This window comes from Streptomyces sp. Ru62 (assembly GCF_002920615.1).
Taxonomy (GTDB): Bacteria; Actinomycetota; Actinomycetes; order Streptomycetales; family Streptomycetaceae; genus Streptomyces.
In genome coordinates this window covers 1-23,195 of sequence record NZ_PQSU01000057.1, presented here as the reverse complement: position 1 = coordinate 23,195, position 23,195 = coordinate 1, and the positions used below count along the sequence as shown (strand labels likewise).

The 23,195-nt window shown below is 75.7% G+C and carries 7 protein-coding genes; all 7 read left to right on the top strand.

Annotated features, from left to right (window positions below; genetic code table 11):
- Positions 1–13: 13 nt before the first annotated feature.
- Positions 14–1,576 (top strand): amino acid adenylation domain-containing protein, encoded by a 1,563-nt coding sequence (locus C3492_RS41800; RefSeq protein ID WP_103817821.1) that lies wholly within the window; start codon positions 14–16, stop codon positions 1,574–1,576.
- The gene (locus C3492_RS41795; RefSeq protein WP_103817808.1) at positions 1,573–3,099 is read left to right on the top strand and encodes an AMP-binding protein; all 1,527 of its coding nucleotides are present in this window, start codon (positions 1,573–1,575) and stop codon (positions 3,097–3,099) included. Before C3492_RS41800 ends, C3492_RS41795 begins: the two co-directional genes overlap by 4 nt.
- Positions 3,096–4,334, top strand: coding sequence for a decarboxylase (locus C3492_RS41790; protein ID WP_103817807.1), 1,239 nt, complete (start codon positions 3,096–3,098; stop codon positions 4,332–4,334). Before C3492_RS41795 ends, C3492_RS41790 begins: the two co-directional genes overlap by 4 nt.
- Complete coding sequence (locus C3492_RS41785) at positions 4,334–4,786, top strand: cobalamin B12-binding domain-containing protein (protein ID WP_030992160.1); 453 nt, start codon at positions 4,334–4,336, stop codon at positions 4,784–4,786. Before C3492_RS41790 ends, C3492_RS41785 begins: the two co-directional genes overlap by 1 nt.
- A complete protein-coding gene (locus tag C3492_RS41780; RefSeq protein ID WP_103817806.1) occupies positions 4,783–6,072 on the top strand; it encodes a methylaspartate mutase in 1,290 nt (429 codons plus the stop codon). Before C3492_RS41785 ends, C3492_RS41780 begins: the two co-directional genes overlap by 4 nt.
- A gap of 82 nt (positions 6,073–6,154) precedes the next feature.
- Positions 6,155–17,149: a type I polyketide synthase gene (locus C3492_RS41770; protein WP_258056213.1), complete on the top strand. Its 10,995-nt coding sequence runs from the start codon at positions 6,155–6,157 to the stop codon at positions 17,147–17,149.
- A gap of 109 nt (positions 17,150–17,258) precedes the next feature.
- Positions 17,259–23,195: type I polyketide synthase (locus C3492_RS41765; RefSeq protein ID WP_146075800.1), on the top strand; the 5,937-nt coding region annotated here is incomplete at its 3' end.

Genomic DNA, 23,195 nt, shown 5'->3' with positions numbered 1-23,195 from the left:
CGTGCACCCCACCATGGACGGCACGCTGTCCGGCCGGTTCGCGCGCGGCCTGGCCCTCGCCCCGGACCGGCCCGCGCTGCGCGCCGACGGCGTCGAGCTCACCTACCGCGAACTGCACGAACGCGCCCTGCTCCTGGCCGGCTCGCTGCTGGCCGGGCTCCCGGAGCGGCAGCCCGCCGTGGGGGTGCTGGCCGGCAAGGGACCCACGGCGTACGCGGCCCTGCTGGCCGGCCTGTACAGCGGCGTCACCGTCGTACCCCTCCAGCCGGCCTTCCCCGCCGCCCGCACCCGGCAGATGATCGAGGCCGCCGGGGTCGGCGCGCTGCTCGCCGACGACGACGCCCTGCCCGCCCTGACCGCGCTGCACGAGGCCGGTGTCACCCTGCCGACCCTGTTCGCACCCGGCGGGCACCCCCTGCCGGCCGTCGCCGTCGACCCGGACAGCGCCCTGAAGGCGCCCCAGCCGGCCCGGCCCACCGACATCGCCTACGTGCTGTTCACCTCCGGCTCCACCGGCCGGCCCAAGGGCGTACCGGTCACCCACGCCAACACCGCGCACTACTTCCGCCTGCTCGACGAGCGCTACGACTTCGGACCGCACGACGTCTTCTCGCAGACCTTCGACCTCAACTTCGACTGCGCGATGTTCGACCTGTTCTGCGCCTGGGGCGCCGGCGCCGGCGTCGTACCGGTCCCGGCACGGGCGTACGCGCACCTGCCGGAGTTCGTGGCCGAGCAGCGGATGACCGTGTGGTTCTCCACGCCCAGCGCGATCACCCTGGTGCGCCGCACCGGCGGGCTGGGGCCGGGCGCGCTGTCGTCGCTGCGGTGGAGCTTCTTCGCGGGGGAGGCGCTCAGCTGCAAGGACGCCGAGGACTGGGCCGCCGCCGCGCCGGGCTCGACCCTGGAGAACCTGTACGGCCCGACCGAACTCACCATCACCGTCACCGCGCACCGCTGGACGCCCGGCCGGTACCTGAACGACATGGTGCCCATCGGCGCCATTCACCCCGGCCACCAGACGCTGCTGCTGGACCCGTCCGGGACGCCCACCGCCGGGGACGAGGGCGAACTGTGCGTCTCCGGGCCCCAGTTGACCCCCGGCTACCTCGACCCGGCCGACGACACCGGACGGTTCCTGGAACACGACGGCCGGCGCTTCTACCGCACCGGAGACCGGGTCCGGCGCGCCGGAGACGGCGGCTGGCTGTACCTGGGCCGCCAGGACGCCCAGGTCCAGGTGCACGGGGTGCGGATGGAACTCGCCGAGGTGGACGCCGCCGCGCGCACCTGCCCCGGCGTCGAGGACGCCGTCACCGTGGCGGTGCCCGTGGACGGCACGGTGGAGCTGGCCGTCTTCCACACCGGCGAACCCGTGCCGCCCGCCCGGCTCGCCCGGCACCTGCGGGAGCTGCTGCCGGCCGCGGTCGTCCCGCGCGCCTTCCACCACCTGGACGCGCTCCCGCTCAACTCCAACCGCAAGACCGACCGCAGGAAGCTCGCCTCCCGGGCCACGGCCATGCGGCAGGCCACCGGGGCGGGACGCACACACGAAAGGCGGCAGGAGTCGCAGTGAACGGTCAACCGACAGCGCAGGCCCGTACCGACGCCCGGGTCCACGACCTGCTCGACGAGGCCACCGCCGAACGCCCCGACGCCCCGGCGGTCACCGACGGCACGGGCCGCTGGACCTACCGGGAACTCGCCGCCCACAGCCACGCCGTCGACGCCTGGCTGGAAGAGCGCGGCATCGGCCACGGCGACCGGGTCCTCGTCCAACTGCCCAGCACCCGCGAACTGGTCGCGCTGCTGTACGGCACCGCGCGCCGGGGCGCCGTCCTGGTCCCCGTCAACACCGGCATGAAGGACTACCACCTGCGGTCGGTCGCCGAGAACGCCGACCCCGCGCTGGTCGTCGTCACCGACCCCGCCGTCGACCGCATCGCCGCCCTCGCCGGCGCCGTCCCGGTCCTCGGCCTCGGCGAGGCGTGGCGGGAGATCACCGCGCTGCGGGTGCGGGGGGCCCGCTCCGGCGGAGCGGACGTCGACCCGGAGGACATCGCCGTCCTCGTCTACACCTCCGGCTCCACCGCCGCCCCCAAGGCGGTGATCTGCCCGCACGGCCGGATGGTCTTCGCCACCGAGGCCATCAACCTCGAACTCGGCTACCACCCCGACGACGTGGTCTTCTGCCGCTTCCCCATCTCCTGGGACTACGGCCTGTACAAGGTGCTGCTCACCGCGGCCGGCCGCTGCGAGATCGTGCTCGCCGACGGCGAGTCCGACCTGGTGCTGCTGCGCCGCATCCGCGAGACCGGCGCCACCATCGTCCCCATCGTGCCGTCCCTGGCCACCATGATCTGCGCCCTCGCCGAACGCGACCCCGGCGGCGAGTCCCGGGTGCGCATGTTCACCAACACCGGTGCCGCGCTGCCGAAGTCCACCGCCGACGGACTGCGCACCGCGTTCCCCGGCGCGGAGGTGATCATCCAGTTCGGGCAGACCGAGTGCAAGCGCGTCTCCGTGCTGCCGCCCGCGTACCAGGACGCCAAACCGGACTCGGTCGGCCGTCCGCTGCCCGGCACCCGCGCCTTCGTCGTGGACGACGAGGGCAACGCGCTGCCGCCCTGGCAGACCGGCGAGATCGTGGTCGAGGGCCCGCACGTCATGCCCGGCTACTGGCGCGCGCCGGAACAGACCGCACGCGCCTTCCGCCCCGCCCCCGACGGCGGACTGCGGCTGCACACCGGCGACTTCGGCCATGTCGACGAGGACGGCTTCCTGTACTACGAGGGCCGCCGCGACGACATGTTCAAGCACAAGGGCGTGCGCATGAGCACCACCGAGATCGAGAGCGCCGCCACCGACATCCCCGGCGTCCGCGCCGCCGCCGTGCTGCCCCCCGCCCCCGGCCGCGACCTCGCGGTGTTCGCCGAGGGCGACATCGACCCGCACTCCCTGCTGAAGGAGCTGTCCCTGCGGCTGGAGCCCGCCAAGGTGCCCGGCGTGAGCCGCGTCGTGGCCGAGCTGCCGCTGACCCCGCACGGCAAGCACGACCGCAAGCAGCTCGCCCGCCTCCTGGAAGGAACCACCCCGTGACCGGCCCCACCGAGCTGGCCGAACGCTTCGGCACCCCGTCCTACGTCTACGACCTGGACCGGGTGGCGGCGGCCCGCGACGACCTGTTCGCCGCGCTGCCCGACGAGGTCGAGGTGTTCTACGCCGCCAAGGCCAACCCGCACCCCGAACTGCTGCGCGAGCTGCGCTCCGGCGGCACCCGCGGCTGCCGCGCCGAGATCAGCTCCGTCGGCGAACTCGACGCCGCCCTGCGGGCCGGCTTCCCCGGCGACCGGATCCTCTACACGGGACCCGGCAAGACCACCGGCGAACTGACCGAGGCGCTGACGCGCGGCGTCCGCCTGTTCTCCACCGAGTCCTACGGCGACCTCCGTCGCGTCGGCGAGACGGCGCTGAAGCTCGGCCTCACCGCCGACTGCCTGATCCGCGTCAACAACGCCACCGGCGCCGCCGCCACCAGCATCCGCATGACCGGCGTCCCCTCGCAGTTCGGCTTCGACAGCGAGACCCTGCCCGGACTCGCCGCCGCGCTGCGCGAGGTACCCGGCACCACCATCGCCGGACTGCACTTCTTCCCGCTGAGCAACGCCAAGGACGAGGCCAGCCTCGTCGCCGAGTTCCGCCACACCGTCGCCACCGCCGCCGCCCTCCAGGACGCCCTCGGCGTCACCTTCCGCTTCCTCGACATCGGCGGCGGGTTCGCCGCGCCCTACGCCGTACAGGGCGAGCGGCCCGTCTACGGCGGGCTCCGCGACGCCCTCGCCGAGACCCTGGACGAGCACTTCCCCGGCTGGCGGGACGGTACCCCGCGGATCGCCTGCGAGTCGGGCCGTTACCTGGTCGCCGACAGCGGCACCCTGCTCACCTCCGTCGTCAACGTCAAGGACAGCCGCGACACCCGCTACCTCGTCCTCGACGCAGGGATCAACACCTTCGGCGGCATGTCCGGACTCGGCCGCATCCTGCCCGTGTCCGTCGAGCCGCACGAGTCCGCCGGCGCGGACGGCACCCCCGCGAGCCTCGCGGGACCCCTGTGCACCCCGGGCGACCTGCTCGGCCGGAACGTCCCGCTGCCCGAGCTGGCACCCGGCGACCTGCTCACCGTGCCCAACGCCGGCGCCTACGGCCCCACGGCCAGCCTGCTGATGTTCCTCGGCCGGCCCGCCCCCGCCGAGATCGTCGTCCGCGGCGACGCCCTCGTCTCCGTCTCCCGCATCCAGCACACCCGCACCTACGACCACGGACAGGCCCTGTGATGAGCCCCTTCCCGACCGCCCCCGCCCCCGGCGACCAGCCCGTGCTCGTGGCCGGCGGCATCTCCGACTCCCACACCTGGAACCTCGTCTACCTCCAGCTCCTCCTGGAGGAGCACGGGCACCGCGTGGTCAACCTCGGCCCCTGCGTCCCCGAGGACCTGCTCATCGCCGAAGCCCTCGCGCACCGCCCGGCCCTCATCGTGATCAGCAGCGTCAACGGCCACGGCTACCACGACGGCATGCGGACCGTGACCCGGCTGCGCGAACACCCCGGGCTCGCCGGTGTGCCCGCCGTCATCGGCGGCAAGCTCGGCATCGCCGGCCCCTGCGGCGGCGACGAGGTGGCCGCGCTGCGCGCCGCCGGCTACGACGCGGTGTTCGACGACAGCGCCGAGGGCGTCGCCGCCTTCCGGCGGATGCTCGACACGCTGCCGCAGCGGGCCCTGGTGTGACCGGCGTCGGGTTCGGCGCGTTCGTGCGCCGGGCTCACGACGCCGGCCACCTGGTGGTCCAGCCCCGGATGGGGATGAGCAGCCCGGAACGGATGCGGGCCGGGCTGCTCGCCACCCGGAGCGCCGCGGCGACCACCGTCGGCACGATCACCCTGGACAGCTACACCCGGGTCGGCGATCTGGAGTCGGCCGAACTGGCCGTCCTGGAGGGCGTCGCCCTCAACGGCTACCCGATCGTGAGCCACGAGACGACCACCACCCTGAGCGTCCTCGACGGCATCCACGGCCCCGACTTCCCGGTCCAGGTCCGGCACGGCTCGGCCGCGCCGGAGGACATCTTCCGGGCGCTGACGGCCGTCGGGCTCGACGCCTCCGAGGGCGGACCGGTCTCCTACTGCCTGCCCTACGGCCGGGTCCCGCTGCGCGAGTCCGTCGCCCACTGGGCCGTCTCCTGCGAACTGCTCGCCGCTCGGCGGGAGTCGGGCACCGAACCGCACCTGGAGACCTTCGGCGGCTGCGTCCTCGGCCAGCTCTGCCCGCCCGCCCTGCTCGTCGCGGTCAGCGTGCTGGAGGCGCTGTTCTTCCGCCGGCACGGCATCCGGAGCATTTCGGTGAGTTACGCGCAGCAGACCGACCCGCGCCAGGACGCCGAAGCGGTGGCCGCGTTGCGCAGCCTGTGCGCGCGCCTGCTCCCGGACACCGAATGGCACGTCGTCGTCTACGCCTATATGGGACTGTTCCCGGAAACCGAGGAAGGCGCCTACCGGCTGCTCGGGAAAGCGGCGGAACTCGCCGTCACCAGCGGCTCCGAACGGCTCATCGTGAAAACCGTCGCGGAATCCCGCCGTATTCCTTCGGTCGCCGAGAACGTCGCCGCGCTCGAATACGCGGCGGCCGTCGCCGCGCGCACACCGCGCGCCCCGCTCGACGGCACCGGCACCCAGACCTACGCCGAGGCGTCGGCGCTGGTGAACGCCGTGCTGGAACTGGACGACGACCTCGGCGCCGCGCTGCTCGCGGCCTTCGCCAAGGGATATCTCGACGTTCCCTACTGTCTGCATCCGGACAACGCCGGATTCAGCCGGAGTTACATCGCCGCGGACGGCCGGCTGTGCTGGGCCGACATCGGAAGGATGCCGCTGCACGGTGTCGCCGACGTACGCCCGGCCCGGGCCGTCACCTCCGCGGAACTGCTCGACTCGCTGTCCTATGTCCGCCGTTCGTTCGACCGGCACCACCCCGAGGACACAGTGCCGGTCGATCTGCCGGCCCCTAGGGGTGCTTAAGGGTGTGGCCTTTCCGAGGCCGTCACTACGGTGTGGAAAAAGGTGAGGAAAACCGGTGTCGGCCGAAAGTGGAGATGCGTGGATGAACGGGCCCGGAACCGACTCAGCTCTGGCACGGCGGCTCGCCACGGCCGTACCGTCCCAGCACCGCAGGCTGGTGACCGAACTGGTGCGCACCGCCGTGACCGAGGCGATCGAAGCCGCCCGGCCGGGCACGGTGGACACCCTCGACCCGGCCGCCCCGTTCGCCACGCAGGGACTCGACTCGCTCGCCGCCGTCGACCTGCACCGGCGGCTCACCGAGCGGACCGGGCTCGACCTGCCGGTCGGCCTCGCCTACGACTGCCCGACCGTGCACGACCTGGCGGCCCGGCTGCTCGCCGAGGTCCACGGTACGACGGACGCCCCCGACGAGCCGGCCACTGACGGCGGCGCCGACGAGCCCGTCGCCGTCGTCGGCATCGGCTGCCGCTTCCCCGGCGGCATCTCCTCGCCCGCCGACCTGTGGCGGCTGCTCACCGAGGGCGGCGAGGTGCTGTCCGGCTTCCCGCAGGACCGCGGCTGGGACCTGGACGCCCTCTTCGACGAGGACCCCGAGGTGCCCGGCAGCGCCTACGTCCGCAGCGGCGGCTTCCTCGGTACCGCCACCGAGTTCGACGCCGACTTCTTCGGCATCAGCCCGCGCGAGGCGCTCGGCATGGACCCGCAGCAGCGGCTCGTCCTGGAGACGTCCTGGCAGGCCCTGGAGGACGCCGGCATCGACCCCACCGGGCTGCGCGGCACGCCGGCCGGCATGTTCTTCGGCGCCGAGGTGCAGGAGTACGGGCCGCGCCTGCACGACGCCCCGGACGGGCTCGACGCCTACCTGCTCGCCGGGAACGCGGGCAGCGTCATCTCCGGCCGGGTCGCCTACGTGCTGGGCGCCGAGGGGCCGGCCGTCACCGTCGACACCGCCTGCTCCGCGTCCCTGGTCGCCGTCCACCTGGCGTGCCGCTCGCTGCGCCAGGGCGAGTCCTCGCTCGCGCTCGCGGGCGGTGTCGCCGTCATGGGCGGCCCCGGTGTGTTCACCGCCTTCAGCCGGCAGCGGGGCCTCGCGCCCGACGGCCGCTGCAAGGCGTTCGCCGCCGCCGCGGACGGCACCGGATTCGCCGAGGGCGTCGGTGTGCTCGTCCTGGAGCGGCTGAGCGACGCGCGCCGCAACGGGCACCGCGTCCTGGCCCTCGTGCGTGGCTCGGCCGTCAACCAGGACGGCGCCTCCAACGGCCTCACCGCGCCCAACGGCACCTCCCAGCAACGGCTGATCCGCCGGGCACTCGCCGACGCCGGCCTCACCGCCGCCGACGTCGACGTGGTCGAGGCGCACGGCACCGGCACCCGGCTCGGCGACCCCATCGAGGCGACCGCGCTCCTTGCCACGTACGGACAGGGCCGGCCCGACGGCGCCCCGCTGCTGCTCGGCTCGGTCAAGTCCAACCTCGGGCACACCCAGGCCGCCGCCGGCGCCGCCGGCATGATCAAGACGATCCTCGCCATGCGGCACGGCCGCGTACCGGCGACCCTGCACGTCGACGCCCCCACCCCGAACGTCAACTGGTCCTCCGGCGCCGTGGAACTCGTCACCGAGGAACGCGCCTGGCCGCACACCGGCCGGGCCCGACGAGCGGGCGTGTCGTCCTTCGGCGTCAGCGGAACCAACGCCCACGTCATCCTGGAGGAACCGGACCCAGCGGACGCCGGCCTTCCGGCGCGGCCGATGCCGTCGCGGAGCGAGGACGGCGTCGCCGGTGGCGGCCTTCAGGCGCCGTCACAGGGCGCTGACGGCGGTCGTTCGGGCCGCTCGGACACGGGGTTTGCTCCACGGCCGGAGGGCGCGGACGGCGACACGGACGCGGGCGCGGACGGCGGGCTTTTGGTGCCGGCGCCTGCCGATGGCGGTCACCCCGGTCCGCCGGAGCCCTCGGGCAGCGGCCCCTCCCGGCGGCCGGAGTCCGCGGAGACCGGCATTCCGGTGCACCCGGGGTCCGCACCCGAGACCGCCGGCACCGACCCCCGCCCCACCCCGCCCCCCGGCACCCCCCTTCCCTTCACCCTGTCCGCCCGCGGCGAAGTCGCCCTGCGTGCCCGTGCCGCCGATCTGCTGCCCCTGGTGGAGGGGGCCGACCCGCTCGACCTCGCTCACTCGCTGGCCACCACCCGGGCCGCCCTCGACGACCGGGCCGTCCTCGTCGCCGCCGACCGGGACGAACTGCGCACCGCACTGGAGGACTTGGCCTCGGGGGCCACCCCGCTCACCCGGCGCGTCGACGGCGAGCTGGCCTTCCTGTTCACCGGGCAGGGCAGCCAGCGGATCGGCATGGGCCGCGAACTGGCCGCCGCCCACCCGGTCTTCGCCGACGCCCTGGACGACGTCTGCGCCCACTTCGACCTCCAGCTCGCCCGGCCGCTGACGGACGTCCTGTTCGCCGGGCCCGGCACCCCCGAGGCCGAACTGCTGCACCGTACCGAGTACGCGCAGCCCGCCCTGTTCGCCGTGGAGGTCGCCCTCCACCGGCTCCTGGAGAGCTGGGGCCTCACCCCGGACCAGCTCGCCGGGCACTCCGTCGGCGAGATCGCCGCCGCGCACGTGGCCGGCGTGCTCACCCTCCAGGACGCGACGATCCTGGTCGCCGCCCGTGGCCGGCTCATGCAGCGACTGCCCGAGGGCGGCGCCATGGTCGCCGTACGCGCCGCCGAGGACGAGGTGGCGCCGCTGCTCACCCCGCGCACCGGCATCGCCGCCGTCAACGGGCCCGCCGCCGTCGTGGTGTCCGGCGCCGCGGACGACGTGGAACGCATCGCCGCCGAACTCGCCGCGCGCGGCCACGACACCAAGCGGCTGCGGGTCAGCCACGCCTTCCACTCGCCGCTGATGGAACCGATGCTGGCCGAGTTCCGGCGCGTGGTGAACGTGCTCGACCTCGCCGAGCCGAAACTGCCGGTGGTCTCCACCGTCACCGGCGGGCCCGTCACCACCGAGCTGTGCGACCCCGAGTACTGGGTGGAGCACGTACGCGCCCGGGTCCGCTTCCACGACGCCGTCCGTACCCTCGCCGACGCCGGGGTCCGGACCTTCCTGGAGGTCGGCCCCGACGCCGTACTGACCGCCATGGGCCCCGACTGCACCGACGTACCCGGCACCGCCTTCCTGCCGGTGCTGCGGCGCGAGCGGCCCGAGGCCCGCGAGGCCGTCGGCGCGCTCGCCGCCGCGCACGCCCGGGGCGTCCCCGTCGACTGGCGGCGGCACTTCGCCGGCCTCGGCGGGCGCCGCATCGACCTGCCGTCCTACCCGTTCCAGCGGCGCCGCTTCTGGCTGGAGCAGCGCGCCGCCACCGACGCCGCCGGCCTCGGCCAGCTCCCCGCCGGCCACCCGCTGCTGGCCGCCGTGGTGGCCGTCGGCGCCGAGGGCGTCGTCCTGACCGGGCGGCTGTCCACCCGGACCCAGCCCTGGCTCGCCGACCACGTCATCGCCGGGCGGGTGCTGTTCCCCGGCACCGCCTTCGTCGAACTCGCCCTGCGCGCCGGCGAGCACGTCGGCGCGCACACCCTGGAGGAACTGACTCTCGGCGCCCCGCTCGTACTGCGCGCCGACGAGGACGTCGCCGTCCAGGTCGCCGTCGGCGAACCCGACGAGGCCGGGTGCCGTCCCGTCACGGTCCACACCCGCGCTGACGAGGCCGCCCCCTGGACCCAGCACGTCGCCGGCGTCCTCACCACCACCGCCCCCGCCGCCACGGCCGACCTGACCGTGTGGCCCCCGAAGGACGCACAGCCGCTCGACACCGCCGGCGTCTACGCGGACCTCGCCGACCAGGGCTACGGGTACGGCCCCGCCTTCCAGGGCCTGCGCGCCGCCTGGCGGCACGGCAACGACGTCTACGCCGAAGTCGCCCTGCCCGAGGAAGCGGCCACCGACGCCGCACGGTTCGGCCTGCACCCGGCCCTGCTCGACGCCGCGCTGCACGCCGCCGACCTCGACGCCCCGCCGCGCCCCGAGGTCCTGGTGCCGTTCGCCTGGAGCGGCGTCACCCTGCACGCCACCGGTGCGACCGCCCTCCGCGTGAAGATCACCCGTGCCGGCGGCGACACCATCGCCCTGCGCCTCGCCGACGCCACCGGCGCCCCGGTGGCCGACATCGAGGCCCTGACCTCCCGCCCCGTACCGGACAGCGACGTCCTGTACGCGGTGCGGTGGTCGCCGTACCCCCGACCGGCGACCACCGCACCACCCCTGCGCACCGCCGTCCTCACGGACTCCGTGGACGCCCTGCTCCGGGGCCCCGCCCCCGACGCGGTCGTGCACCGCGTGCCCGGCCCGGCGGACGCCGACGCCACCGCGGCACGCGCCCACGTCCACCACGTCCTGCGGCTGCTGCGCACCTGGCAGCAGGACGAGCGGCTGGCCGGCACCCGGCTCGTCGTCGTCACCCCGCCCGGCAGCCCCGCCCACGCGGCCGTCCGCGGTCTCGTCCGGTCCGCCCAGGCGGAGAACCCCGGCCGCTACGTCCTCGTCGAGCACGAGGAGCTGCCCGGCGAGGCCGACCTGCGCCAGGTCCTCGCCACCGGCGAACCCGAACTGTCGCTCGCCGGCGGCGCGTTCGCCGTGCCCCGGCTGGCCGTCCAGCCCTCCGGGGACGCGGCCACCGCCGACTGGGGCACCGTCCTCGTCACCGGCGGCACCGGCGGCCTCGGCGCGCTGCTCGCCCGGTACCTGGTCCGCACCCACGGCGTGCGCCGCCTGGTGCTCGCCGGCCGCCGCGGCACGGCCCCCGAGCTGCACGCCGAACTCACCGCGCTCGGCGCCGAGGTGACCGTCACCGCCTGCGACGCGGGCGACCGCGAGGCGCTGCGCCGGCTGCTCGCCGAGCACCCCGTCGACTCCGTCGTGCACGCGGCGGGCACCGTCCGCGACGGCGTCGTCGACACCCTCACCGACGCGATGGTCGACGAGGTCTTCCACGCCAAGGCGCTCGGCGCCTGGCACCTGCACGAGCTGACCCGGGACCGCGACCTCGCCCACTTCGTGCTGTTCTCCTCCCTCGCCGCCGTCCTCGACGGCCCCGGCCAGGGCAACTACGCCGCCGCCAACGCCTACCTCGACGCCCTCGCCGCACACCGCGCCGCCCTCGGCCTGCCCGCCACCGCGCTCGCCTGGGGCCTGTGGGACACCGACAGCGGCATGGGCGCCGCACTGGACGACGCCGCCCGCGAGCGCATCGCGGCCTACGGCGTCCCCGGCCTGTCCGCCGACCGCTCCCTGGAGCTGTTCGACACCGCCGTCCGCTCCCGCGCGCCCCACCTCGTCCCCGTCGAGATCGACGCCGCCGCCGTACGCCGCCGCACCGACGGCATACCGCCGCTGCTGACCGGCCTGGTCCGCCCGGTCACCCGCCGCGCCGCCGCGAGCGCCGCGCCCGCCACGGCCACGGAGGGACAGCTCGCGGCGCTGCCCGCCGCCGACCGCGACCGCGCCCTGCTCGACCTGGTGCGCACCGAGGTCGCGGCCGTCCTCCGGCACGACGGGCCGTCCGCCATCGACCCCGGCCGGGCCTTCACCGACCTCGGCTTCGACTCGCTGGCGGCCGTGGAGCTGCGCAACCGGCTGGGCACCGCCACCGGTCTGCGGCTGCCCGCCACCCTCGTCTTCGACCACCCCACCTCCCGCGCGCTCGCCGAGCACATCCGCGACACCCTCTTCGGCACCGGCCCGCGGCACACCCCCGCCGTCGCCGGGCGCACCGCACCGGACGACGACCCGATCGTCATCGTCGGCATGAGCTGCCGCTATCCCGGCGGGGTCCGCTCCCCGGAGGACCTGTGGCGGCTCGTCGCCGACGGCGTCGACGCGGTCGGCGGCTTCCCGGCCGACCGCGGCTGGGACACCGAGGCGCTGTACGACCCCGAGCCGGGCACCCCCGGCCGCACCTACACCCGCGAGGGCGCCTTCCTGTACGACGCGGCCGAGTTCGACGCCGGCTTCTTCGGCATCAGCCCCCGCGAGGCCACCGCCATGGACCCGCAGCAGCGGCTGCTCCTGGAGGTGTCCTGGGAGGCGCTGGAGCGTTCCGCCATCGACCCGCACCGGCTGCGCGGCTCCCGCACCGGCGTGTTCGCGGGCGTCATGTACCACGACTACGGCAGCTGGCTCGCCGAGGTGCCCGAGGACCTCGCCGCCTACCTCGGCAACGGCAGCCTCGGCAGCGTCGTCTCCGGCCGGGTCGCCTACGCCCTCGGCCTGGAGGGACCGGCCGTCACCGTCGACACCGCCTGCTCCTCCTCCCTGGTCACCCTGCACCTGGCGGTCCAGGCGCTGCGGCAGGGCGAGTGCGACCTCGCCCTGGTCGGCGGCGTGACCGTCATGTCGACGCCGGACACGTTCATCGACTTCGCCCGGCAGCGCGGGCTGGCCGCCGACGGCCGCTGCAAGTCCTTCGCCGCCGCGGCCGACGGCACCGGCTGGGGCGAGGGCGCCGGCGTGCTCGTCGTGGAACGCCTCTCCGACGCGCGCCGCCACGGCCACCGCGTGCTCGCCCTGGTCCGTGGCTCCGCCGTCAACTCCGACGGCGCCTCCAACGGCCTGACCGCCCCCAACGGCCCCTCCCAGCAACGCGTCATCCGTGCCGCGCTGGCCGCCGCCGGGCTCGGCCCCGCCGACGTCGACGCCGTCGAGGCGCACGGCACCGGCACCACCCTCGGCGACCCGATCGAGGCCCAGGCGCTGCTCGCCACCTACGGCCAGGACCGCGCCGAGCCGCTGTGGCTGGGCTCCGTCAAGTCGAACATGGGGCACACGCAGGCCGCCGCCGGTGTCGCCGGGGTCATCAAGATGGTGATGGCGATGCGCAACGGGGTCCTGCCGAAGACCCTGCACGTCGACGCGCCGTCCCCCCAGGTCGACTGGGACGCGGGCGCGGTACGGCTGCTCACCGAGCGACGCCCGTGGCCGGCCCCGGACCGGCCGCGCCGCGCCGGTGTGTCCTCCTTCGGGATCAGCGGCACCAACGCCCATGTGATCCTGGAGGAGTTCGCGCAGCCCGAGCCCGCCGAGCCGGACCCCGCCACCGTCCCGCCGGTGCTCGCCCTGCCCGTCTCCGCCCGCTCGCCCGAGGCCCTGCGCGGCCAGGCCCGCCGCCTGCGGGAGCTGACCGGCACGACCGCGGCCGACCTCGGCCTGGCCCTGGCCACCACCCGCGGCAGCCATCCGCACCGCGCCGTGGTCCTCTCCGACGGCGACGACCAGGCCGCCGCCGCGCTGGACGCCCTGGCCCACGGCACCGAGGCACCCGGGCTGCTCGTCACCGGCTCCGCCACCGACGGCACGCTCGCCTACCTGTTCTCCGGTCAGGGCGCCCAGCGCCCCGGCATGGGCCGCGACTGGTACGACGCCTTCCCCGTCTACGCCGAGCACTTCGACCGCGCCGCCGCCCACTTCGACAAGCACCTCGAACGCCCCTTGGCCGAGGTCGTGTTCGGTGACGACCCCGAGACCCTGGAGCAGACCGCCTACACCCAGGCCGCGCTGTTCACCACCCAGGTCGCGCTCTACCGGCTGCTGGAATCCTTCGGACTGCGCCCCGACTGGCTGGCCGGCCACTCCGTCGGCGAGTTCGCCGCCGCGCACGTCGCGGGCGTGTGGTCGCTGCCGGACGCCGTCACCGCGGTCGCCGCCCGGGGCCGGCTCATGCAGGCACTGCCCGAGGGCGGCGCGATGATCGCCGTACAGGCCGCCGAGGAGGAGGTGGCGGCGCTGCTGGACGGGCGGTGCGGGATCGCCGCTGTCAACGGCCCCCGAGCCGTGGTCGTCTCCGGTGACGAGGACGCCGTGACCGAGGTCGCCGCACACTTCACGACGACCCGCCGGCTGCGGGTCTCCCACGCCTTCCACTCGCCCCTGATGGAGCCCATGCTGGCCGCGTTCCGGGAGGTCATGACCGGCATCGAGGCCGCCGAACCGGCCGTGCCGATCGTCTCCACCCTCACCGGCGCCCCGGCCACCGCCGCCGAACTCGGCTCCGCCGACTACTGGGTACGGCACGTGCGGCAGACCGTGCGCTTCGCCGACGCCGTCACCACGCTGGCCGCCAGGGGCGCCGGCACCTTCCTCGAACTCGGCGCCGCGCCCGTGCTCACCGCCCTGGGCCCCGACTGCCTGCCGGACGCCGAGGACACCGCGTTCGTCCCGGCCGGCCGGAAGGACACCGACCCGCTGCCCGGCCTGCTCGCCGCCCTGGCCACCGTGCACACCCGGGGCTTCGACGTCGACTGGGCCGCGCTGTACGCGTCGTACGAGGGCCGCCGGGTCGAGCTGCCCACCTACGCCTTCGAGCACCGCCGGTACTGGCTGCCCACGCCCGCCGTCGCCGTCGGCGACGCCGCCGGGCACGGGCTCGCCGCCGCCGGCCACCCGCTGGTCAGCGCCCGCCTGGACCTGCCCGGCGACGCCGGAGTCCTGCTCACCGGCCGGATCTCCACCGCGACCCACCCCCTCCTCGCCGAGCACGCCGTGCTGGGCACGGTCCTGGTGCCCGGCGCCGCGCTGGTCGACCTCGCCCTGCACGCCGGACGCCTCACCGGACGCCCCGTCCTGGAGGAACTGACCCTCCAGGCCCCCCTGGTGCTGGCCGCGGACACCGCCGTCCACCTCCAGGTCGCCACCGGCCCCGACGGCACCGTCGAGATCCACTCGCGCCCCGAGAACGCCCCGGCGGACGAGGGCTGGACCCGGCACGCCACCGGCACCCTCACCGGTTCCGCCACCACGCCTGCGCCCGCCCACGGCGCCTGGCCGCCGCCCGGCGCCACCCCGCTCGACGTCACCGGCCTCTACCCGCGGCTGCACGCCGAGGGCTACGACTACGGCCCCGTCTTCCGCGGCGTCAAGGCCGCCTGGCGGCACGGCGACACTCTCCTCGCCGAACTCGAACTGCCCGACTCCGCACGGCAGGACGCCGCCCGGTACACCCTGCACCCGGCCCTGCTGGACTCCGCCCTGCACGTCACGTCCCTCCTGGACGGCGAGCCGGACGGCAGCACCGACGGCATCGCCCTGCCCTTCGCCTGGACCGGCGTCGCCCCGCACGCCCAGGGCGGGCTCACCGCCCGCGTCCGTGTCACCCCCGGCCCCGACGGCACCCGCATCGACCTCGCCGACGGCGAGGGCCGGCCCCTCGCCACCGTCGCGTCGTACGTCACCCGGCCGGTCACCGCCGACCGGCTCACCCAGCGGCAGCGCCACCTGTACGCCGTCACCGACGAACCGCTGCCCGAGGCCGCCGGACGCCCCGACCGCCGTACCTGGGCGGTCCTCGGGGACGACGACCTGGGCCTCGGCGTCCCCGTGCACGCCGGCCTGGACGCGCTCGGCGCCTCCGTCCCCGACGTGGTGATCCTGCCGGTCACCGCACCGCGCGCCGACGGCGAGCAACTGCCCGGCGCCGTGCGGACCGTGCTCGGCCGCACGCTCCAGACCCTGCGGGCCTGGACGGCCGACGACCGGTACGCCGGCTCCGTGCTGGTGGTGCTCACCGGCGGCGGCCTCGCCGACGCCGCCGTGCACGGCCTGGTGCGGGCCGCCCAGGCCGAGGACCCCGGCCGGATCCTCCTCGTCGCACGGACCGGCCCCGACGGCCCCGTACCGGACCGGGCCGCACTCGCCGCCCTCCTCGACTCCGGGGAGCCCGAGGTCCGCTGGCGGGACGGCCGCGCGCACGCCCCGCGCCTGGTGCGCGCCGACGACTCTTTGGCGGAGGACCGCCCGTGGGGCACCGTGCTCGTCACCGGCGGCACCGGCGGACTCGGCGCCCTCGTCGCCCGTCACCTGGCCGCCCGGCACGGCGTCACCCGCCTGGTGCTGACCAGCCGCCGCGGACCTGGCGCGCCCGGCGCCGCCGCCCTGCGCGCGGACCTGGCGGAACTGGGCGCGAAGGCCGAGATCGTCGCCTGCGACGTGTCCGACCGCGCCGCGCTCGCCGCCCTGCTCACCGCGCACCCCGCCGACAGTGTCGTCCACACCGCAGGCGTCCTGGACGACGGCCTGGTGGCCTCGCTGACCCCGGAGCGGCTGGACACCGTGCTGCGCCCGAAGGCGGACGCCGCCTGGCACCTGCACGACCTCACCCTGGACCGGGAGCTGTCCCGCTTCGTGCTGTTCTCCTCGGCCGCCGGCACCCTCGACGCCTCCGGCCAGGGCAACTACGCCGCCGCCAACGTCTTCCTCGACGCGCTGGCCGCCCACCGCGCCGGGCTCGGCCTGCCCGCCACCTCCCTCGCCTGGGGACTGTGGTCCGGCGGCGGCATGGGCGCCGCCCTCGACCAGACCGGGGTCCAGCGCATCGAACGCTCCGGCATCGGCGCGCTCGACCCGGACGAGGCACTGGAGCTGTTCGACGCCGCCGTGGCCACCGGCAGCCCCGCCCTGGTACCGGTACGGCTCGACACCGCGGCCCTGCGCCGGCGCGGCGACGACGTCCCGGCCGTGCTGCGGACCCTGGCCGGCGTCACCTCCCGCGCGAACGGCGACGACCGGGCCCGCACCCTGGGCGAGCGGCTGGCCGAACTCCCCGCGGCCGACCACGAACACACCGTCCTGGAGGCGGTCCGCACCGAGGTCGCCGCCGTCCTCGGCCACGCCGGACCGGCAGCCGTCGAACCGCGCCGCGCCTTCACCGAGCTCGGCTTCGACTCGCTCGCCGCCGTCGAACTGCGCAACCGGCTGAACGCCGTCTGCGGACTGCGCCTGCCGTCCACGCTGATCTTCGACTACGCCACCCCGGCGGCCCTCGCCGGCCACCTCCTCGAACGGCTCCTCCCGGACACCGCGGACCCCGAGCCCCCGGCCGCCGCGCACGGCGACGACGAGCTGCGCGCCCTGATCTCCCGCATCCCCGTCGCCCGCATCCGGGAAGCCGGCCTGCTCGACAGCCTGTTGAAGCTCTCCGAGCGGGCCCCGTCCCCCGCCCCCGCCGACCGCGCCCTGGACATCAAGTCCATGGCCGTCGCCGACCTGGTGCGCGCCGCGCTCGACCGCAGCGGCACCCAGTGACCCCGCCCCGGTGCCGGGCGACGCGCCACGTCCGGCACCGGGTCACCCGTACCGGCGCACCTCCACCGCGTCACCAGCGCCGCCGAACCAGCAGGGAGCGACACCGACCGTGGACACATCCGTCGAGCAGATCGTCGAGGCGCTGCGCGAGTCATTGCTCGAGAACGAGCGGCTGCGCCAGCAGAACGCCCAGCTCACCGAGGCGGCGCAGGAGCCCGTCGCGATCATCGCCATGAGCTGCCGCTATCCCGGCGGCGTCACCACCCCCGAGCAGCTCTGGGAGCTGGTCGACACCGGCACGGACGCCGTCGGCGACTTCCCCGCGGACCGCGGCTGGGACGTCGAGGGCATCTACGACCCCGACCCGGACGCCCCCGGCAAGACCCATGTGCGCGAGGGCGGCTTCCTGTACGACGCGCCGCGGTTCGACCCCGGCTTCTTCGGCATCAGCCCCCGTGAGGCCATCGCCATGGACCCGCAGCAGCGGCTGCTGCTGGAAACGTCCTGGGAGGCCTTCGAACGCGCCGGCATCGACCCGCACACCCTCAAGGGCAGCCGCACCGGCATCTACGCGGGCGTCATGTACCACGACTACGGCAGCTGGCTCACCGAGGTGCCGGAGGGCGTCGAGGGCTACCTCGGCAACGGCAACCTGGGCAGCGTCGCCTCCGGCCGCGTCTCCTACACCCTCGGCCTGGAGGGGCCCGCCGTCACCGTAGACACCGCCTGCTCCTCCTCGCTCGTCGCCCTCCACCTCGCGGTGCAGGCACTGCGCACCGGCGAGTGCGACCTCGCTCTCGCGGGCGGCGTCACGGTCATGTCCACCCCGGACACCTTCATCGACTTCTCCCGCCAGCGCGGGCTCGCGCTGGACGGCCGCTGCAAGTCCTTCGCGGAGGGCGCGGACGGCACCGGCTGGGGCGAGGGCGCCGGCCTGCTCCTGCTGGAACGGCTCGGCGACGCCAGGCGCAACGGCCACCGGGTGCTGGCGGTGGTGCGCGGCTCGGCCGTCAACCAGGACGGCGCCTCCAACGGCCTCACCGCCCCCAACGGCCCCTCCCAGCAGCGGGTCATCCGCGCCGCCCTCGCCGACGCCCGCCTGGAACCCCGTCAGGTGCACGCCGTCGAGGCCCACGGCACCGGAACCCCGCTGGGCGACCCGATCGAGGCCCAGGCCCTGCTGGCCACCTACGGCCAGGACCGGGCCGAACCGCTGTGGCTGGGCTCGGTCAAGTCCAACATCGGGCACACCCAGGCCGCCGCCGGTGTCGCCGGTGTCATCAAGATGGTGATGGCCATGCGGCACGGCCGGCTGCCCAGGACCCTGCACGCCGAACGGCCGACCTCCCAGGTGGACTGGGAGGAGGGCGCCGTCGAACTGCTGAGGGACGCCCGCGACTGGCCCGCCGACGGCGAGCCCCGCCGCGCCGCCGTCTCCTCCTTCGGCATCAGCGGCACCAACGCCCACGTCATCATCGAGGCGGCCCCGGAGCCCGAGGCCCGCGCGCAGGAGCCCTCCTGGACCGGACCGCTCCCGCTGGTGCTGTCCGGCCACGGCGAACAGGGCCTCGCCGCCCAGGCCCGCACCCTGCTGGACCACCTCACCACCGGCACCGACCCCGTCCCCGACATCGCCCACACCCTGGCCACCGGACGCGCCGCGCTCACCGAGCGGGCCGTCGTCACCGGCGCCGGCCTGCCCGCCCTCACCGCGGGCCTGACCGCCCTCGCCGAGGGCGGTACCGCGCCGAACGTGGTGCGCGGCAGGCCCGCGGCCGAGTCCCGGATCGCCTTCGTCTTCCCCGGACAGGGCTCCCAGTGGGCCGGGATGGCCGCCGACCTGCTCGACTCCTCACCCGAGTTCGCCGCGCGCATGGCCGACTGCGCCGCCGCCCTCGCGCCCGTCACCGACTGGGACCTCATCGAGACCGTGCGGGCGCGGCAGCCGCTGGAGCGGGTGGACGTCGTCCAGCCCGTGCTGTGGGCGATCATGGTGTCGCTCGCCGAGGTGTGGCGCGCCCACGGGGTCCGGCCCGCCGCCGTCATCGGCCACTCCCAGGGCGAGATCGCCGCCGCCTGCGTGGCCGGCGCGCTCTCCCTCACCGACGGCGCCCGTGTCGTCGCCCTGCGCAGCCAGGCCATCGCCCGCGAACTCTCCGGCCGCGGCGGCATGATGTCGGTGGCCCTGCCCGAGGCCCGGGTGCGCGACCTCATGGCCCGCTACGACGGCCGGATCGCGGTGGCCGCCGTCAACGGCGCCTCCTCCGTGGTGCTGTCCGGCGACGCCGACGCCCTGGACGAACTCCGCGAGACCATCGTGGCCGGCGGCGACCGCGCCAAGCGGCTCCCCGTGGACTACGCCTCGCACTCCGCGCACGTCGAGTCGATCAGAGAGCGGCTGCTCGCCGACCTCGCGGGCATCCGGGCCCGGCCCGCCGAGGTGCCGTTCTACTCCACCGTCACCGGCGCCCGGCTCGACACCACCCGCCTGGACGCCGGCTACTGGTACACCAACTTGCGCCAGAGCGTGCTGTTCGAACCCGCCACCCGCACGCTGCTCGACGCCGGGTACGGGGTGTTCGTGGAGTGCAGCCCGCACCCCGTGCTGCTGCACAGCATCGAGGAGACCGCCGACGCCGCGGGCGCCGACGTCACCGGCCTCGGCTCGCTGCGCCGCGACGACGGCGGCCCCGAGCGCGTCCTGACCGCCCTGGGCGAGGCGTTCGTCGCGGGCGTCCCGGTCGACTGGTCGGCCGTGTTCAGCGGCATGCAGGTCCGCGCCGCCGACCTGCCCACCTACGCCTTCCAGCGCGAGCGGTACTGGCTGGGCCGGTCCGCCGCCACCGGTGACGTCACGGCAGCCGGCCTGGACACCACCGGCCACCCGCTGCTGGGCGCCGCCGTCCCGGTCGCCGAGGGCGGCACCCTGTTCACCGGCCGTCTCTCCACCGCGACCGCCCCCTGGCTGGCCGACCACGCCGTGTCCGGCACCACCCTGCTGCCCGGCACCGCCCTGGTCGAGCTGGCGCTCGGCGCGGGACACGACCTCGGCTGCGGGCACCTCGCCGAACTGACCCTCCAGGCACCGCTGCCGCTGCCCGAGCGGGGCGCGGTCCAGCTCCAGCTGCGCGTGGCCGCCGCCGACGACAGCGGCCACCGCGCGCTGACCGTCCACTCCCGTCCCGAGGGCGCCGACGACACGGCCTGGACCCTGCACGCCACCGGTCTGCTCGCCCCGCAGACGGCCCCGCCGTCCTTCGACCTGACGGCCTGGCCGCCCCAGGGCGCGCTGCCCGTACCGGCCGAGGACGCCTACGACCGCCTGGCCGGCCTCGGCTACGACTACGGGCCCGCCTTCCAGGGGCTGCGCGCGGTCTGGCGGCGCGGCGACGAGATCTTCGCCGAGGTGGAACTGCCGGTGGAGCGCGACGGTTTCGCCCTGCACCCGGCGCTGTTCGACGCCGCCCTGCACGCCGACGGCCTCACCGCCGACGGTTCCCCGGCCGACGGCCCCTCCGCCGGCGGCCAGGACACCGCCCGGCTGCCCTTCGCCTGGACCGGCGTCTCGCTGTACGCGGCCGGGGCCACCGCTCTGCGGGTCCGGCTGCACGGCGGCGAAACGCTCTCCCTCCAGCTGGCCGACCCCACGGGCGCCCCGGTCGCCGAGGTCGAGGCCCTCGTCTCCCGGCCCGTCGACCCGGCCGCCCTCACCCCGGCCGCCCGCCCGGACGACCTGTACCGCCTGGACTGGCCGGCCCTGCCCCTGCCCGGGGCGCTCGCACCCGAGTACGCCGTCCTGGACGAACAGGATCCGGCCGCGCTGGACACCGTGCCCGCCTGGGTGGTGCTGCCGGCCGGCGACCCCGACCCGGTCACCGGCGCACGCCGGGCGACCGAGCGGGTCTTGGCCGCCGTACAGGACTGGCTGGCCGACGAACGCACCGCCTCCGCCCGGCTGCTGGTGCTCACGCGGGGCGCCGTCGCGGTGGGGGAGGAGGACGTCACCGATCTGGCGGGGGCCGCCGTGTGGGGCCTGGTCCGGGCCGCGCAGGGCGAGCACCCGGAGCGGTTCGTGCTCGTGGACGGCGCCGACGCCGAAGCCGCGGTGGCCGTCGCGGCGGCCACCGGAGAACCCCAACTCGCGCTGCGCGACGGCAGCGTGCACGTGCCCCGGCTCACCCGCGCCACCCCGCGAGGACAGGCGCCCGCCCTCGACCCCGACGGCACCGTGCTGATCACCGGCGGCACCGGCGTGCTCGGCGCCCTGGTCGCCCGGCACCTGGTCGCCGCGCACGGCGTGCGCCGCCTCGTGCTGGCCGGGCGCAGCGGCACCGCCGCCGACGACTTCGCCGACCTGGACGCGGAGATCGTCGTGGCCCGCTGCGACGCCGCCGACCGCGACCAACTGGCCCGCCTCCTCGCCGCCGTACCGGCCGAGCGCCCGCTGACCGCCGTCGTCCACCTCGCCGGCGTCCTCGACGACGGACTGGTGACCGACCAGACGCCCGAGCGCCTGGACGCCGTACTGCGTCCCAAGGCCGATGCCGCCTGGCACCTGCACGAGCTGACCCGCGACCTCGGCCTCACCGCGTTCGTGCTGTTCTCCTCAGCCGCCGGCACGGTCGACGGCGCCGGACAGTCCGGCTACGCCGCCGCCAACGCCTTCCTCGACGCGCTGGCCGCCCACCGCCGGCACCACGGTCTGCCGGCGCACTCGCTGGCCTGGGGCTTCTGGGAGCAACGCACCGGACTGACCGCCCACCTCACCGACGCCGACGTGGCCCGCATGGCCCGCGCGGGCGTCCGCCCCCTGACCACCGAGGAGGGCCTGCGGCTGCTCGACGCCGCCCTGGGTGCCGCCGAGCCGCTGCTGCTCCCGGTCGGCCTGGACCTGGCCGTCCTGCGCCGCGCCGACGACGTCCCGGCCGTGCTGCGCGGCCTGGTGCCCGTGCGCGCCCGCCGTGCCGCGGCCTCCCGTACGGACGCCGGGTCGCTCACCGACCGGCTGGCCGCCCTCGGCCCCGCCGAACGCGACGCGGCCCTCACGGAACTCGTCCGCACCCATGTCGCCGCCGTCCTCGGCCACGGCGGTGACATGACGCTCGATCCGCGCCGCTCCTTCCGCGAGCTGGGCTTCGACTCGCTGACCGCCGTGGAACTGCGCAACCGCCTCGGCACCGCGGTCGGCCTGCGCCTGCCCGCCACTCTCGTCTTCGACCACCCCGACGCGGGCGCCCTCGTGGGATTCCTGCGCAGCGAACTCTTCGGGGACCAGGCAGAACCCGCCGCCGAGGCCACCGTGCGGGAAGCCGACGAGCCGATCGCCATCGTCGCCATGGCCTGCCGCTACCCCGGCGGCGTCAGCACACCCGAGGAACTGTGGCGGCTGCTCGCCGACGGCGGTGACGGCATCGGCGCCTTCCCCACCGACCGCGGCTGGGACCTGGACGGCCTGTACGACCCGGAGCCGGGCAAGGCCGGGCACTCGTCCACCCGGGCGGGCGGATTCCTGTACGACGCCGCCGACTTCGACCCCGACTTCTTCGGCATCGGACCGCGCGAGGCCCTCGCCATGGACCCGCAGCAGCGGCTGCTGCTGGAGACGTCCTGGGAGGCGCTCGAACGGGCCGGCATCGACCCGCACTCCGTGCGCGGCAGCCGCACCGGCGTCTTCGCCGGCGTCATGTACCACGACTACGGCAGCCGGCTGCGGCACGTCCCCGAGTCCGTCCGGGACCACCTCGGCAACGGCAGCCTCGGCAGTGTGGCCTCCGGGCGGGTCGCCTACGCCCTCGGCCTGGAGGGCCCGACGCTCACTGTCGACACGGCCTGCTCGTCGTCCCTCGTGGCACTGCACCTGGCCGCGCAGGCGCTGCGCCAGGGCGAGTGCACCCTGGCCCTGGCCGGCGGTGTGTCCGTGATGTCGACCGTCGACACGTTCGTGGACTTCAGCAGGCAGCGCAACCTCGCGGCCGACGGCCACGCCAAGTCCTTCGCCGACGCCGCCGACGGCACGGCCCTGTCCGAGGGCGTCGGCGTGCTCGTG

Excerpts from the sequence above, each read along its gene's own strand:
- C3492_RS41770 (WP_258056213.1), top strand. The coding sequence starts at position 6,155 with ATGAACGGGCCCGGAACCGACTCAGCTCTGGCACGGCGGCTCGCCACG.
- C3492_RS41785 (WP_030992160.1), top strand. The coding sequence starts at position 4,334 with ATGAGCCCCTTCCCGACCGCCCCCGCCCCCGGCGACCAGCCCGTGCTC.
- C3492_RS41800 (WP_103817821.1), top strand. The coding sequence starts at position 14 with ATGGACGGCACGCTGTCCGGCCGGTTCGCGCGCGGCCTGGCCCTCGCC.